Here is a 15,325-nt window from a genome sequence, read left to right as displayed (position 1 = left end):
TCAGGAGTTCACCATGGAATACCGTCATCTCGGCGCCTCCGGCTTCAAGGTCCCCGTGCTCAGCTTCGGCACCGGCACCTTCGCCGGCACCAACCCCTTCTTCGCCGCCTGGGGCAATTCGGATGTGGATCAGGCGCGGCGCCTGATCGACATTTGCCTGGAGGCAGGCGTCACCCTGTTCGACAGCGCCGACGTCTACTCCAGCGGCGCCGCCGAATCGGTGCTGGGCGCGGCGATCAAGGGCCGCCGCGACCAGGTGCTGCTCTCGACCAAGGCCGGCTTCCGCTTCGACCGCGAGGCGCCCAACAGCGTCGGCTCCTCGCGCTTCCATTTGATTCGCGCAGTGGAGACGGCGCTGACCCGCCTGGGCACCGACTACCTCGACCTGTTCCAGTTGCACGGCTTCGACGCGCACACGCCGGTGGAGGAAACCCTGTCCACGCTCGACGACCTGGTGCGTGCCGGCAAGATCCGCTACCTGGGCGTGTCCAACTTCTCCGGCTGGCAGCTGATGAAATCGCTGGCGGTGGCCGACCGCCACGGCTGGTCGCGCTATGTCGCGCACCAGGCCTATTACTCGCTGATCGGCCGCGACTACGAAGAGGAACTGATGCCGCTGGGCCTGGACCAGGGCGTGGGCGCGCTGGTGTGGAGCCCGCTGGGCTGGGGCCGGCTGACCGGCAAGCTGCGCCGCGGCCAGCCGCTGCCGGACAGCAGCCGTCTGCACGACAAGGCGGTCACCGAGGCCGGCCCGCCGGTGCAGGAAGAGCACCTGTACCGCGTGATCGACGCGCTCGAGGCGATCGCCGCCGAGACCGGCAAGAGCGTGCCGCAGATCGCGCTGAACTGGCTGCTGCAGCGGCCGACGGTCAGCAGCGTGATCATCGGCGCACGGACCGAGGAGCAGTTGCGGCAGAATCTGGGAGCGGTCGGCTGGACGCTCGATGCCGCCCACGTGCAACAGCTGGATGCGGCCAGCGCAGCGGTACCGGCGTATCCGTACTGGCACCAGCGCGGCTTCGCCGAGCGCAATCCGCGGCCGGTCTGAGCCGCGGCCGTGCCCTCCTTTCCCTCACGTCCAGGAGCCTCCATGAAAGCGGTCGCCACCCTCCACCCCCTGCCGATCGACGATCCCCAGTCACTGCACGACCTCGACCTGCCGACGCCGCCCGCGCCGGGCGGCCACGACCTGCTGGTGCGGGTGGAGGCGGTCTCGGTCAACCCGGTGGACACCAAGGTCCGCGCCAAGGGCACGCCCGACGGCCAGCCCAAGGTGCTGGGCTATGACGCCGCCGGCGTGGTCGAGGCGGTCGGCGCCGACGTCGACGGCTTCGAACCGGGCGACGAGGTCTACTACGCCGGCGACATCACCCGCGCCGGCAGCAACGCGCAGTACCAACTGGTGGATGCGCGCATCGTCGCGCGCAAGCCCTCCACGCTGGACTTCGCCCAGGCCGCGGCGCTGCCGCTGACCACCCTGACCGCCTGGGAACTGCTGTTCCAGCGCATGCCGTTCGACTTCGACGACGAACACAACCGCGGCCGCCGCCTGCTGGTGATCGGCGGTGCCGGCGGGGTCGGCTCGATCGCGATCCAGCTGGCGCGGCATGCCGGCTTCGAGGTGATCGCCACCGCCTCGCGCCCGCAGACCCGCGACTGGTGCCTGCAACTCGGCGCGCACCACGTGATCGACCATCGCCAGGCGCTGGCGCCGCAGCTGCAGGCGCTGGGCATCGACCAGGTGGACGCGGCGCTGAACCTGGCCGACACCGACCGCTACTGGCAGGCGCTGGGCGAACTGCTGGCGCCGCAGGGCCACGTCGGCCTGATCGTCGAACCGAGCGGCCCGCTGCACATCGGCGACCCGTACAAGGCCAAGTGCATCGGCATCCACTGGGAAATGATGTTCGCGCGCGCCCGTTTCCGCACCGGGGACATGATCGAACAGCACCGCATCCTGGCGCGCACCGCCAGCCTGGTGGACGCAGGCGAACTGCGCACCACCCTGACCGAGACACTGAGCCCGATCAACGCCACCACCCTGCGCGAGGCGCACCGCCGCCTGGAGTCGGGCAGCACCATCGGCAAACTGGCGCTGGTCGGCTGGGGCGACTGAACGGCGGCGCGGTGACCAAGCATTAGCGTGGCCGCCCCGCCGGCCGTAGTCGCTCCCGATTTGCTGTTGCTCTTGCTCTTGCTGTGCTTCTGCCTTTGTTGTGCTCTTGATCTACCGGGTCCCCTCAGCGCGGCAGACACGGCGGGCGAATACCCGAAGGGCGACGCGCAGGATGCGCGTCGTTTTCCGCCGGCACATGGATGTGCCGTCGGAAAATGCCCGACGTGGCTGCGGACCCGGAGCGCGAAGCGCGGAGGGCGCGCTGCGGGGTGTGCTTGACCAGCCTTCGGCTGTGGTGAAGCGCTTCTTTTGGTTACTTTTCTTTGCACAAGCAAAGAAAAGTGACCCGCGTCAGCGGAAGCCTTTGCCCTTGCTTCAAAAGCTGAAAGCTTCAAATCCCAGCGTCCGAACCGAGACATCCATGTCCACGTGAAGCAACACCCCTCTTGCCGCCAGCCGGGTTTCACGGCACCCTGCGCCCTTCCGTACGCCTGCGTATCCACGCCATGTCGCCCGCCTCCGGCCAGCCCGAACCCGCCCCCGCCGCCTACCCGCACCTGTTCGCCCCACTGGACCTGGGCTTCACCCAGCTGCGAAACCGCATCCTGATGGGCTCCATGCACACCGGCCTGGAAGACCGCGCCCGCGACTTCCCCAAGCTGGCCGCGTACTTCGCCGAGCGCGCCGCCGGCGGCGTGGGGTTGATCGTCACCGGCGGCTTCGCCCCGAACGTGGTCGGCTGGCTGAAGCCGTTCGGCGGCAAGCTGTCCTGGCCATGGGAGGTGCGCCCGCACCGGCAGGTCACCGCCGCGGTGCACGCGCATGGCGCCAAGATCTGCCTGCAATTGCTGCACGCCGGCCGCTACGCCTATCACCCCTTGTCGGTGGCACCGTCGAAGCTGAAGGCACCGATCAATCCGTTCACCCCGCGCGCGCTGTCGGCCCGCGGCGTCGAACGCCAGATCGATGCCTACGCGCATGCCGCCAGGCTCGCCCGCGAGGCCGGCTACGACGGCGTCGAGGTGATGGGCTCGGAAGGCTATCTGATCAACGAGTTCATCGCCCCGCGCAGCAATCGCCGCAGCGACGCCTGGGGCGGTGACGCCGCCAAGCGCATGCGCTTCGCGGTGGAGATCGTGCGCCGCATCCGCGCCGCCTGCGGGCCGGACTTCATCATCGTCTACCGCCTGTCGCTGGTGGACCTGGTCGAGGACGGCAGCGACTGGCAGGAGATCGTGCTGCAGGCGCAGGCGATCGAGGCTGCCGGCGCGACCCTCATCAACTCCGGCATCGGCTGGCACGAAGCGCGGGTGCCGACCATCGCCACCTCGGTGCCGCGCGCCGCCTTCGCCGCGGTCACCGCCAAGCTCAAGCCGCACGTGCGGCTGCCGCTGATCGCCACCAACCGCATCAACATGCCCGACGTGGCCGAGCGCATCCTCGCCGGCGGCGGCGCCGACATGGTGTCGCTGGCGCGGCCGCTGCTGGCCGACCCGGAATGGGCGAACAAGGCCCAGCGCGGCCAGGCGCAGGCGATCAACACCTGCATCGCCTGCAACCAGGCCTGCCTGGACCACGTGTTCGAGAACAAGACCGCCAGTTGCCTGGTCAACCCGCGCGCGGCCGCCGAGACCGAACTGAACTACCTGCCGACCCGCGCACCCAAGCGCATCGCCGTGGTCGGCGCAGGCCCGGCCGGCCTGGCCTGCGCCACCGTCGCGGCGCAACGCGGCCACCGCGTCACCCTGTTCGACAGCGCCGGCGAGATCGGCGGCCAGTTCAACGTGGCCAAGCGGATTCCCGGCAAGGAGGAATTCCACGAGACGTTGCGCTACTTCCGCCACCAGATCGACGCCACCGGCGTGGAGCTGCGCCTGCAGACCACCGCCGATGCGGCGTTGCTGGCCGACTTCGACGAGGTGGTGCTGGCCACCGGCATCGTGCCGCGCGCGGTGGACTTCCCCGGCGCCGACCATCCCAGCGTGGTCAGCTACCTGGACGTGCTGCAGGGACGGGTGCAGGCGGCGGACAAGGTGGCGATCATCGGCGCTGGCGGCATCGGCTTCGATGTCGGCGAGTTCCTGGTGCACGCCGGTGCGTCGACCGCACTGGACCCGGCACGGTGGATGGCCGAGTGGGGCGTGGACCCGCAGTTCGAGGGCCGCGGCGCGCTGTGCAAGCCGCGCCCGGAGCCGCCGGCGCGCGGCGTGTGGCTGCTGCAGCGCAGCCCGGGCCGGCCCGGCGCACGGCTGGGCAAGACCACCGGCTGGATCCATCGCGCCACGCTCAAGGCCAAGGGCGTGACCATGCTCGGCGGCGTCGAATACCTCGGCGTGGACGACAGCGGGCTGCGCATCCGCGTGGACGGTACCGAGCAACTGTTGCCCGTCGGCACGGTGGTGATCTGCGCCGGCCAGGAACCCCGCCGCGACCTGCAGGCGGCGCTGCTGGCCGCCGGCCGCAGCCCGCACCTGATCGGCGGCGCCGACGTCGCCGCCGAACTGGACGCCAAGCGCGCCATCGCCCAGGGCAGCCGGCTGGCCGCGCAGCTGTAGGGCGCGCCTCGCGCCGGCCGTCGGGAGGCCGCCGGCCAGGGCAGCGGACTTGGTGCTGTCGCATCGTGCGGCTATAAGCCTGGGCATGCCGCGCCCCTCGCCACTGCCCGCTCTGCCCCGCTTGCCGCACGCGGCCCTAGCGGCGTATGCCGGCGCGCATTTCGGCAAGAGCCTGCTGTGGTACGCCGGCGAACTGCTGCTGATCTATTCGCTGACCGAACACGCCGGCCTGCGCGCGATCGCGGCCGGCGTGGTGCTGGCGCTGGGCCTGCTGCTCAGCGCCGCGATCGGCCTCGGCGCCGGCTGGGGCCTGCGCCGGCGCCTGCGCGACGTGCGCAGCGCCGGACGCCTGCAATGGCACGGCCTGGCCGCCGCGGCGCTGGCGCTGCTGCTGGTGTTCGCCACGCCGCTGCTGCCACCGCCGTTGCGGCTGGGCTACGTGCTGGCGGTGAGCCTGTTGTTCCGGCTCGCCTACGCCGCCTGCGACGTGGCCCAGAACACCTTGCTGAGCCTGGCGCAGTGGCCGTGGCGCGGCCACGACGGCGCCAGTGCGTTGCGCCTGGCCGGCAGCGGCGCCGCGGCGCTGCTGATCAGCAGCGTGGTCGGCGCGGTGCTGGCGCGCGGCGCCGATGGCGGCAGCCTGGCGCTGCAGGCCAGCGCGGTGCTGGCGGCCGTGGCGATGCTGTGCGCCTGGCAGTTGCAGCGGGTGCTGTGTCGTGCCACGACCGCCCACCCGGCACCGGCCGGCGCGACGGCCGTGGCTGTACCCGACCCAGCACCCTCCTGGCGCGCGATTCCCTGGCAGCCGCTGGCGCTGATCGCGGCGGTGTCGCTGACCCTGCCTGCGTTCACCAAGCTCGCCCCGTACGTGGCCGCGTACGGCCTGCTCTCGCCCGGCTGGGGCAGTGCGGTGCTGATCGCCTATGCACTCGGCACGGTGCTGGTGCAGCCGCTGGCCGCGCGTTGGGGCCGGCAGCGCACGCCGGCGCAACGGCTGGCCTGGCTCGGTGGTGCCCTGCTGCTGTGCGCGCCGCTGTTCGCGCTGGCGTTGCCGGCGCAGCCGCTGCTGAGCCTGGCGGCGGCAGCCTGCATCGGCGCCATCGGCGGCAGCGGCGGACAACTGGTGTGGGCCTGGCATGCGCAGTGCACCGCGACGCGCGCGGTCGCCGAGCACGCGCTGTGCTTCGCCGCACTGACCGCCGCCGCGCAGGTCGCGCTGGCCGCGGGCGTGGTGCTGATCGGCCTGCTGCTGGATGCGCTGGCCTACCGCGACGGGCACTGCACCCTGCTGTGCTGGGCCATGGCGGCGGGCCCGCTGCTGTGCGGGGCGTTGTGCCTGCTGCTGGCGCTGCTCACCGGGCGCCGCCGGTCGCTCCCGCTCGGCGTCGGCGTGGCGACGAGCGCCCACAGCGCTTGAGGCGCCGTGGCACGGCCGGCGCGCTCGCCGGGGGACGTTGCCGCGCTGCAAGCCGCTCCGTGCGCTGACTTGAACGCAGCGACGTACCGCGCCCGACCGTGCTCATCTCAGGCGAAGAACGCCTGCTGCAGCGGCATCAGCGCCGCGCCCAGGGTTACCGCATCGCCGACGGTGCGGGCGGTGCACAACTGCGGCAGCGGCGGCGCCAGGCCGTGCCGGTTGGGTGCGCGCGGGATGCGGATGCGCTCGACCAGGCGCGCGCCGATCGCGGCGGGCAGGCGGCCGCCGATCACGATCGCCTGCGGATCCAGCGCATAGGCCAGGTAGGCGCACAGCTGCGAGAACGGCGCTTCGGCCATGTCCAGCCAGGCGTCCACGCCCGGGGTGTGCGCGTCGATCGCGCCGAGCATCTGCTCCACCCCGGCATAGTCCTGGCCGGCGGCGCGCACCAGCGACAGCAGCGCGTCCAGATTCGGATAGGCCATGCCGCCGACGGTCCAGATGCCGCCGAACTCGCCGGCATTGCCGCGGTAGCCGCGGAACAGCCGGCCATCGGCGATGATGCCGCCGCCAAAGCCATTGGTCAGATGCAGATAGACGAAGTCGCGGCAGTCGCGGCCGACCCCGTACAGACTCTCGGCCACCGCCGCCGCCGCGCCATCGTTCTCCACCGTGACCGCGCAGCCCAGCGCCTCTTCCAGGATCGGCACCAGGTCCACCTGGGTCCAGTCCTCCAGCGCCGGCGGCCCGGCCATCTGCCGGCCCTGGCCGGTGAAGAACGCCGAGATCGCCGCGCCCACGCCGACCACCCGCGCCGGGTCCACCCCGGTCTCGGCCAGTAGCTCGGCACGAAACCGCTGCAACTGCGCCAGCACCGGCGCGCGGCGCATGTCGGCCAGGCCGATGCGGCGCTGGCCACGCACGTTGCCGGCGAAATCCACCAGCGCCAGCGCCACCACGTCGCCCATCAGGCCGATGCCGAAGGCATAGGCGTAGTCCGGCGCCAAGCGCACGTCGACGCTGGGATTGCCGCGGCCTTCGGCGGCGCGGGCGCTGAGCTGGACCATGCGGTCCTGCACGAAGCCCTGCAGCAGGCGCGCCACGGTGGGCTGCGACAGAGCCAGGTCGCGGCTCAGCGCGGCCTGGGTCTGCACCCCGGTCTTGAACACACGGTCGAGCAACTGGCGGCCGCCGGCGCTGACGCGTGGCGGGAAATCGGGATGGGGCATAGGCGGACAAAGCGTGATGGATGCACGAACGCTACAACCTAACATGTGGACATAGAAGTTTCATACATGACAAATAGTATTACCCCCACATTCTTTTATGGGGGGTCTTCATGCGCACCGTTCACCCGCACCCGAGCCTGCTGGCGCTGGCGCTCGCGTCCATCCTCGGCAGCGCCGCCGCCGTCCATGCCGAGGACGCGCCGGCGCCGCCGGCCGACGCCACCACCACACTGGACCAGATCGTGGTCACCGGCACCCCGCAGGGCCAGTCGCAGAAGGACGCACCGTTCGCGATCAGCGTGGTGTCCAGGGAACGCCTGGAACGCAGCACCCCGACCAGCAGCGTGGACATGCTGCGGGCGGTTCCGGGCTTCTCCGCCGAACCCTCCGGCGGCCAGGGCGGCGGCCAGAACCTCTACGTGCGCGGCCTGCCCGCGGGCGGCTGGTACTACGTGCAGTACCAGGAAGACGGCCTGACCCTGTTCGACGAACCGCAGGAAAGCTTCTTCAACGTCGACACCCTGTTCGCGCTGGACATGATGACCGAGCGCCTGGAAGTGGTGCGCGGCGGCACCTCGCCGCTGTTCGCGACCAACGCGCCGGGCGGCACGGTCAACGCCATCACCCGCCACGGCACCGCCACCCCGGAAGGCGCGGTGCGCATGACCGTCGGCAGCGACGGCCTGCGCCGCGAGGACGCCTACAGCGCCGGCCCGCTCAGCGAGAACGTGCTGTACAGCATCGGCGGCTACCACCGCAGCGACGACGGCCTGCGCCGCACCGGCTACACCGCCGACCAGGGCGGCCAGGTGCGCGGCAACCTGACCTTCCTGATGGGCGATGCGGTGCTCGACGTCGACGCCAAGTACCTCGACGACCGCACCGCCTTCTACAACCCGATCCCGCTCGCCGACCCGCGCAACCCATCGCAGTCGCTGTCGGCGCTGCTCGATCCGCTGGACGGCACGCTGCTGTCCAACGACCTGCGCCACACCACCGCGCTGAGCTTCGACGGCAACGGTCCGCTGGCGCGCAACCTGGACCTGGCCGACGGCATCCACAGCAAGGTCAAGCAACTCGGCACGCACCTGGAATGGGACCTCGGCGACGGCCTGACCCTCAACAACCGCATGCGCTTCGTCGATGCGGACGTGGACTACACCGCGCTGTTCTCCGGCGCTGCGCCCTACGACGCCGGCGCCTACCTCACCACCCAGCTCGGCCGCGCGCGCAGCGGCTTCGGCGCGCGGGTGGCGCGGGTCGGCTACGTCACCACCCGCACTGGCGCCGCCTACGATCCGGCCGCGGCCGACGGCCTGGTGCTGGAGAGCGGCCTGTGGAACGCGCGCACCCATCTGCGCACGCTGTCCGACGACCTGCGCCTGAGCAAGGCGTTCGACGACACGGCGCTGGGCCGGCACACGCTCACCGCCGGCCTCGACGTGCAGCACTTCGAATACACCCAGGACCGGCTGCAGAACACCGTGCTGACCACGTTGCAGAACCACGCGCAGCGCCTGGACGTGCTGGCCTACGACAGCGCCGGCACCGTGGTCGGGTCGGTGACGCAGAACGGCTTCGTGCGCTACGGCAACGGCGTCACCAGCGGCGTCGCCCACGGCACCTACCTGTCGCCGTACCTGTGGGATTCGGTGCGTTTTGGCCGCCTCGGCCTGGACGCCGGCGTGCGCTATACCCGCTACAACGCCAACGGCGGCGTGTACGCCACCACCACGCGCAATCTCGGCGATCCGACCACGCTGGCCGACGACAACGTCGGCGGTCTCAGCGGGGCGTTCAGCCCACGCACCGATCACCGCCATGCCAAGCAGTGGACGCTCGGCGCCGAGTTCGCGCTGACCCCGCAGCTGCAGACCTTCGCCCGCTACACGCAATCGCAGCGCCTGCCGCGGCTGCAGAACGTCTACCAGACCCAGAACGCGGACGTCACCGACATCGACCAGGCCGAGGCCGGCCTGCGCGGCAGCTTCGGCGACACCTTCTCGTTCTCCACGGTCGGCTTCTGGAGCCGCTTCAACGACCTGTCGATCAGCGCCATCGTGCTCGACGGCAGCGGGGCGGTGCAGAGCCTGGCGCTGGTCGGCAAGACCCGCACCCTGGGCCTGGAGTCGGAGTTCACCTGGCGTCCGTCGGCGCTGTTCGGCATCACCGGCTCGGCCACGCTGCAGGATCCGCAGACGCGCGGCCTGAGCAACGCGACCACCGGCCTCAGCTACGGCGACCTGGACGGCAAGCAGATCTCGCGCATCCCGAAGTTCATGGCCTCGATCAGCCCGACCCTGTACTTCGACATCGACGGCCGACCGCTGGAACTGTCTGCCACCGCCTATCGCATGGGCCAGCGCTACGTCGACTACACCAACGCCACCGCCCTGCCCGCCTACACCACCTACGACCTGGGCCTGTTCGCGCGGTTGAGCGAGCACCTGGAACTGCAGCTGCACGCGGCCAACGTCGGCAACACGCTGGGCCTGACCGAAGGCAATGCGCGCGTGGACACGCTGTCCGGCCAGGGCACTGCCGACGCGATCTACGCGCGGCCGATCTTCGGCCGCAACTACAACGCGTCGCTGACCTGGAGGTGGTGAGCATGTGCTGCCGGAGACTGCTGATGAGCGCAGCGCTGTCGCTGCCGATGCTGGCCATGGCCGCGACGCCGAGCCTGCCCGACCGCCTGCGCGATCCGCACGGGCCGGCGCTGGTGGTGTCGCACCGGGCCTGCTGGACGTTCGCGTCCGAGAATACGCTGGACGGCATTGCCGCCTGCATCGCGCGCGGCGTGGACATGGTCGAGATCGACGTGCGCACCACCCGCGACGGCGCGCTGGTGCTGATGCACGACGCCACCGTGGACCGCACCACCGACGGGCACGGCGCGGTGGCCGATCTGGATGCGGCGCAGATCACCGCCTTGCGTGTGCGCAGCCAGGGCGGCGGGCGCGACAGCACGCTCACCGCGCGGCGTCCGCCGACACTGGCGCAGGCGCTGGCCCTGGCGCGCGGCAAGGTGCTGGTGAACCTGGACATCAAGGCCGCACCGCTGGACCGGGTGATCGATGCGGTGGAGGCCGCCGGCGCGCAACGCGACGTCCTGCTCAACGTGCCGCTGGATGTGCCCGCGGCGATCCTGCAGCGCGCGCGCAAGGCCGACATCGCGGTGCAGGCGCTGTACCTGCAGCGCGAATCGGCGCTGCCGCCCGAGCAGGCCTTGCGCCGCGCCGCATCCTTGCGGCCGGCGGTGGTGCAACTGATGTTCGACGACCCGGAGGTGCTGGACGTCGCGCAACGCGAACTGGCGCCGCACGCGCGGCTGTTCGTCAACACCATGACCAACGATATCGCCAGCGGCAGGCCGATGCGGCTGTCGGCGAGCTACACCGACCAGCGTGCGCTGCGCGATCCGGCGGCCGTGTGGGGTGGGCTGCGCCAGCACGGCGTGAGCATGATCCAAACCGACGAACCGTTGGCATTGCAACGCTACCTGCACGGCACGGACACGCCACGGTAGCCGGTCTCGGTCCAAATCCCGGCGACGCGGTGCGATGGCCATGCACGGCGTCGCCAGGAGTCCAGTTTCAGACGGGCGGCATGCAAAGCCAGGACGATGCCCGTCGCTTCGAGCACTGCACTGCAGACGACAACGCACCTGCGTCCGTCGGCTGCAGCGCGCTGCGCCTGCTTCACTTCATTCCATCAACCCCGAACGGAAGAGAGCACATGAAACTGCCCAAGAAACCCGCCAAGGTTCTCGCCCTGGCGCTGGCCTGCGCGTCGCTGACCGCACTGTCCGGCATGGCGTCGGCCGCCAGCAACTGGAACCCGGCGCATATCCTCAACGTGATGAAGAATCCCTACCAGGGCAATCACGCCGATGTCGTGGTGATCTCGCATCGCGGGCTGGTCGGCAACGGCTGCGCCGAGAACTCCACCTGCTCGATCCTCGATACCTACAACGAGAACATCGAAGCGATCGAACTGGACGTCAAGCAGGCGTCCGATGGCGTGCTGTGGCTGTTCCACGACCAGAACGCCGGCCGCGTCATCGACCACAACCCCGGCTTCAACATCTTCCAGCCGGCAACCAATCCGTCGGGCTGGAATCCGGACATCAGCACCCTGAGCAGCCATGACCTGATCAACATGTACCTGCGCGACAAGAACTTCGCCAAGACCAACGACCATCCGGCCTCGCTGGGTGTCGCACTGGACGCGGTGAGCCACTACGCCAACCACATGGTGGTGGTGCTGGACCTGAAGTCGCTGGACGCGGTGTCGCGCGCGGCAGACCAGGTCAATGCGTTCAAGATGCAGAACCAGGTGGTGCTGAAGTTCAGCGCCTCGCTGCTGCCGAGGACGCCCAGCGACATCACCCGCTTCACCAAGGGCGTGCCGTTCGCACCGACCGTCTATGCGGGCGACATGGACCGGATCGCCGACAACTACGTCGGCCTGTGCGGCTTCACCGCGCCCAACACACCGCAGTGCCGGGTCAGTGCCTGGATCACCGAAGTGCGCAAGCAGAGCGGGTTCGCCTGGCTGGAAATCGGCAACAAGCAGCCCCGCCGCGGCGACCCGACCGCCGAGCTGCTGGCCGAGAACCAGGCGCAGAAGCAGGCGATCGGTGCGTTCTCGCCGGTGCCCGAATACCGCCTCAGCAGCCATGACGGCCAGCACTACGTGCGCAGCAACGGCACCTGCTGCGCGTCGCTGGACGACTACCTGACGCGGACCAAGTACTTCGGCAACGAAACCGCCGACGACCGTCCGAACTTCCGCGCGCAGGTCACCGCCGGCTTCACCAGCATCATCACCGACGATCCGCTGGGCGTGATCCGCGCCAACGTGCCGCGCAACACCGCGCGTTACAACTGACCACTGGATGGTTGCGCCGGGGAGTGCGCTCCCCGGCCCTGCACGGCGCCACTGCGCCGTGCAGCCCGTCGCCCGCCTTCAGGAGCTCCCATGCGTTCCGCCCCACGTCCCCGCCATCTGCTTCTCGCCCTGCTGGTCGCCGGCGCGTGCGTGCCGCTGCTGCAACGCGCGGCCACCGCGCACGGCGCGCAAAGCGCAGCGCCCGCCTCCCTCGCAACGCACCCGCACGTCGGCCCGGCAAACGCGCAGACCCCGCTACCCACGGGCATCGTTTCGGCGACCGGCAGCGCCATGCCCGGACCGCCTGCCAGCGCGGTGCTGGCCGCGGCGCAGGCGCTGCCGGCCGACTTCCAGGCGGATGTGCTGCTGCGCCTCGCCCCCTCCGCCGATCTGCCAGCCGACGGCGATCGCGCCGCTGCCGCACAACGATTGACGCAACAGGCCGTGGCATTGGCCGAGCGCGCGCAACGGCGCATGCCTGGCCTGGCCCGCGTCGGCAGCATCGACGAAGAGCGCGACAACGAATTGCGCGCGCCGCGCACCGCCGGCCTGGATCAACTGACGCTGCAGACGCGCGCCGCCCAGCACGCCACGCCGGCGCAGGCGCAAACGCTGTTCGCCGCGCTGCCGACGCCGCGCGCCGGCAGTTGCGATGCGGACGATCTCGACGATCCGAGCCCGAGCTATGCGTTGGCCAGCGCACTGCAGCCGGCACAACCGGCGGCGCGCTCCCGCGCACTCGCCGCACGCGTGGACGCGGCGCAACACGAAACCGACACTGCCCCGGCGCTGAAGATGGCGCTCGCCGCTGCGCCGCTGGACAGCGCCGGGCAGGCCCAGCTCGCCGACAGCCTGGTGCGCATGTTCGAGCGCATCCGCGGCGACGATGCCGGCTTCACCGCCACCGAACTGAGCGTGGCCGGCGACATGCCGCTGCTGCTGCAGCAGTTGGCCGACCCCGCGCCGCGCGAGCGCCTGCATGGCGCCTACCGTGGCTATGTCGCCGCGCATCTGGCGCAGACCCGCTGTGCGTCCAGCGTGCTCGGCGAGCATTGGCTGCTTGAGCAGCGCTTCGTCGCCGACGTGCCGGCCGACCGCATCATGCCGGCGCCGCCGGTGCCCGCGCTGACGGTCGATGCGGATGCGATCTCGCTGATCCGCCAGGCCGGTTACAACATCCGTGCGCAATTGCTGGACCCCACCGCCAGTGCCGGCGATCCCGCCACGGAAAAAGCGTCGATGGAGTTCCTCGACCAGCTCGACCACGGCGTGCTGCAGCAGACCGCGGCCGGCGACGACAGCGGCCGCGTGCAGCGCGCGCGCCTGCGCGAACTGCTGCGCTATCTGGAGTACGCGCCGGCTGGCGCCGCGCGCGATCGCGGCATGGCCCTGCTCGCCACGCTGCTGAGCGGACCGTACTATGCGAAAGACCACGACACCTGGTTCGGCGACCTGCGCGTGCTCGCGGATCAGGCGCAACGCTGGCCTGATCGCGCACAACGCCTCGCGCAACTGAGCGAGCACGCCGATCCGGTGGTCAAGGTGTACGCAATGCTGATGCAACGCCAGCAGTTCCCCTGAGCGTGATGCACCGCAGCACGGCACTGCCCATGCCGTCGTGCGGCCAGGCACGACGGCATTGCCACCGCGCGAGATGTGAACCCTGTCAAGGCCCGGGGTTCAGTTGCGATTCGGGAAGCGGCGCCTATTGTGCGCCCCTCTTCCGATCCGCCCATCTTGGCGGGTCCCGCCGGACTTCAGATTGCCGGCACCCGGGCGGCCCGTGACAGGCCGCCTCCCCATGACGCCAAGCCGCATCGCTTGCCGCGCCATTCCGGCGCAGCGCCACGACGGCCCATACGGAGCAAGGAGTACGATGAAACTGGCCTGGATTCTCTGGCTGTCGCAGTTGTTGCCGCAACCCGCTGCCGATTCGCTGTGCCTCAGCACCACCGTGTACCTGGAAGCGCGCGACCAGACGCTGCGCGGACAGCAAGCCGTCGCCGAGGTCGCGCTGCGTCGCCTGGACAGCGGCCTGTGGGGCGACTCGATGTGCCAGGTCGTCACCGCGCGCAAACAGTTCGCACCGGGCCTGGTGAAGCCGGGCACCGAACTGAAGAACGACGACGCCTGGGCCGATGCGGTCAAGGTCGCCTTCGCCGCCGAGCGCAACTGGGCGCTGCCGCAGGGCCAGCGCAAGGAGATCGTGCCCGGCGCCAGCCACTTCGCCGCGCATGCCATCGCCAGCCCGAGCTGGCGCAACGCGTATCAGGTCGCGACCATCGGCGACCACACGTTCTATCGCGTGCAGAAGCTGCGTCCGCGCAACGCGTCGTAATCGCTCGCCGCCCAGGCATGGCCTGACGCAGGCTCCCGCGCGCCGCACACGGCGCGTCTGATCGCCAAGCGCCCCGCGCAACAGGTACGCTCTGCCGTCCTGACTTCGATGCGGAGCCGCCTGCCATGAAACTCTATTCCAAGCCCGGCGCCTGTTCGCTGGCCGATCACATCGCGCTGCGCTGGGCGGGATTGCCGTTCGAACTGAAGCTGCTCGATGCCGCCGCGATGAAGGCGCCTGCGTATCTGGCGATCAATCCGGCCGGCGCAGTGCCCGCGCTGCAGATGGACGACTGGGTGCTCACCCAGAACTCGGCGATCCTCAACTACATCGCCGACCTCGCGCCCGACGCGCAACTGGCCGGCGACGGCAGCCCGCGCAGCCGCGCCGAGGTGCAGCGTTGGCTGGCCTTCCTCAACGCCGATCTGCATCCGGCGTTTCATCCGCTGTTCGGCAGCACCCGCTATCTGGACGATGCCGCGGTGATCGCGCGCACCCAGGAGCACGCACGCGAGCGCGTGCGCACGCTGTACATGCGTGTGGAGTCGGCGCTGGAACAACAGACTTGGCTCGGTGGCGCGCGCCGTTCCATCGCCGACGCCTATCTGTTCGTCACCCTGCGCTGGGCGCGCGCGCAGCAGATCGCGCTTGGTGCCAATCTGCAATTGCACTTCGAACGCATGTCCGCCGATCCGCAGGTGCAGGCGGCGCTGCAGGCCGAAGGCCTCGGTTGAGCAACGCTGCGAACGCCGGCGCGGGCGCGCCGGCGTCGTCCTT

The 15,325-nt window shown here is 70.4% G+C and carries 11 protein-coding genes; 10 read left to right on the top strand and 1 reads right to left on the bottom strand.

The genetic code is table 11. The features are described from left to right. The first annotated feature begins 13 nt into the window (after window positions 1-13). The 4 genes from Q7W82_RS07680 to Q7W82_RS07665 all read left to right on the top strand — a co-directional run bounded on the left by Q7W82_RS07680 (window position 14) and on the right by Q7W82_RS07665 (window position 6,088). Complete coding sequence (locus Q7W82_RS07680) at window positions 14-1,048, top strand: aldo/keto reductase (RefSeq protein WP_242160342.1); 1,035 nt, start codon at window positions 14-16, stop codon at window positions 1,046-1,048. Window positions 1,049-1,090: 42 nt separating this feature from the next. Further along, window positions 1,091-2,116: a zinc-binding alcohol dehydrogenase family protein gene (locus Q7W82_RS07675; protein WP_242160341.1), complete on the top strand. Its 1,026-nt coding sequence runs from the start codon at window positions 1,091-1,093 to the stop codon at window positions 2,114-2,116. Between the two features lie 506 nt (window positions 2,117-2,622). Beyond that, window positions 2,623-4,671, top strand: a complete 2,049-nt coding sequence (locus Q7W82_RS07670; RefSeq protein ID WP_242160340.1) for an NADPH-dependent 2,4-dienoyl-CoA reductase — start codon at window positions 2,623-2,625, stop codon at window positions 4,669-4,671. 121 nt (window positions 4,672-4,792) lie between these two features. Further along, complete coding sequence (locus Q7W82_RS07665; RefSeq protein ID WP_242160339.1) at window positions 4,793-6,088, top strand: MFS transporter; 1,296 nt, start codon at window positions 4,793-4,795, stop codon at window positions 6,086-6,088. A gap of 107 nt (window positions 6,089-6,195) precedes the next feature. Here Q7W82_RS07665 and Q7W82_RS07660 read toward each other — a convergent pair whose 3' ends face one another. Beyond that, on the bottom strand, window positions 6,196-7,317 hold the full coding sequence (locus Q7W82_RS07660) for an ROK family protein (RefSeq protein WP_242160338.1): 1,122 nt from the start codon (window positions 7,315-7,317) through the stop codon (window positions 6,196-6,198). 110 nt (window positions 7,318-7,427) lie between these two features. Here Q7W82_RS07660 and Q7W82_RS07655 point away from each other — a divergent pair, with 110 nt between their 5' ends. The 6 genes from Q7W82_RS07655 (at window position 7,428) to Q7W82_RS07630 (ending at window position 15,282) form a co-directional block, all read left to right on the top strand. Then, on the top strand, window positions 7,428-9,926 hold the full coding sequence (locus Q7W82_RS07655) for a TonB-dependent receptor (protein WP_242160337.1): 2,499 nt from the start codon (window positions 7,428-7,430) through the stop codon (window positions 9,924-9,926). Window positions 9,927-9,949: 23 nt separating this feature from the next. After that, on the top strand, window positions 9,950-10,846 hold the full coding sequence (locus Q7W82_RS07650) for a glycerophosphodiester phosphodiesterase family protein (protein WP_242160336.1): 897 nt from the start codon (window positions 9,950-9,952) through the stop codon (window positions 10,844-10,846). 209 nt (window positions 10,847-11,055) lie between these two features. Beyond that, window positions 11,056-12,210, top strand: a complete 1,155-nt coding sequence (locus Q7W82_RS07645; protein WP_242160335.1) for a glycerophosphodiester phosphodiesterase family protein — start codon at window positions 11,056-11,058, stop codon at window positions 12,208-12,210. Between the two features lie 291 nt (window positions 12,211-12,501). Continuing rightward, window positions 12,502-13,791 (top strand): hypothetical protein, encoded by a 1,290-nt coding sequence (locus tag Q7W82_RS07640; RefSeq protein WP_242160334.1) that lies wholly within the window; start codon window positions 12,502-12,504, stop codon window positions 13,789-13,791. Window positions 13,792-14,086: 295 nt separating this feature from the next. Next, window positions 14,087-14,548, top strand: a complete 462-nt coding sequence (locus Q7W82_RS07635; RefSeq protein WP_019797714.1) for a cell wall hydrolase — start codon at window positions 14,087-14,089, stop codon at window positions 14,546-14,548. Window positions 14,549-14,673: 125 nt separating this feature from the next. After that, window positions 14,674-15,282 carry a glutathione S-transferase N-terminal domain-containing protein gene (locus tag Q7W82_RS07630; RefSeq protein WP_242160333.1) on the top strand — a complete coding sequence of 203 codons (609 nt, stop codon included), beginning with the start codon at window positions 14,674-14,676 and terminating at the stop codon, window positions 15,280-15,282. Window positions 15,283-15,325: the final 43 nt, after the last annotated feature.

It is taken from the genome of Xanthomonas indica (assembly GCF_040529045.1).
Classification (GTDB): Bacteria; Pseudomonadota; Gammaproteobacteria; order Xanthomonadales; family Xanthomonadaceae; genus Xanthomonas_A; species Xanthomonas_A indica.
The sequence above is the reverse complement of the archived record's forward strand: the minus strand, read 5'-3'. Positions and strand labels throughout refer to the sequence as shown.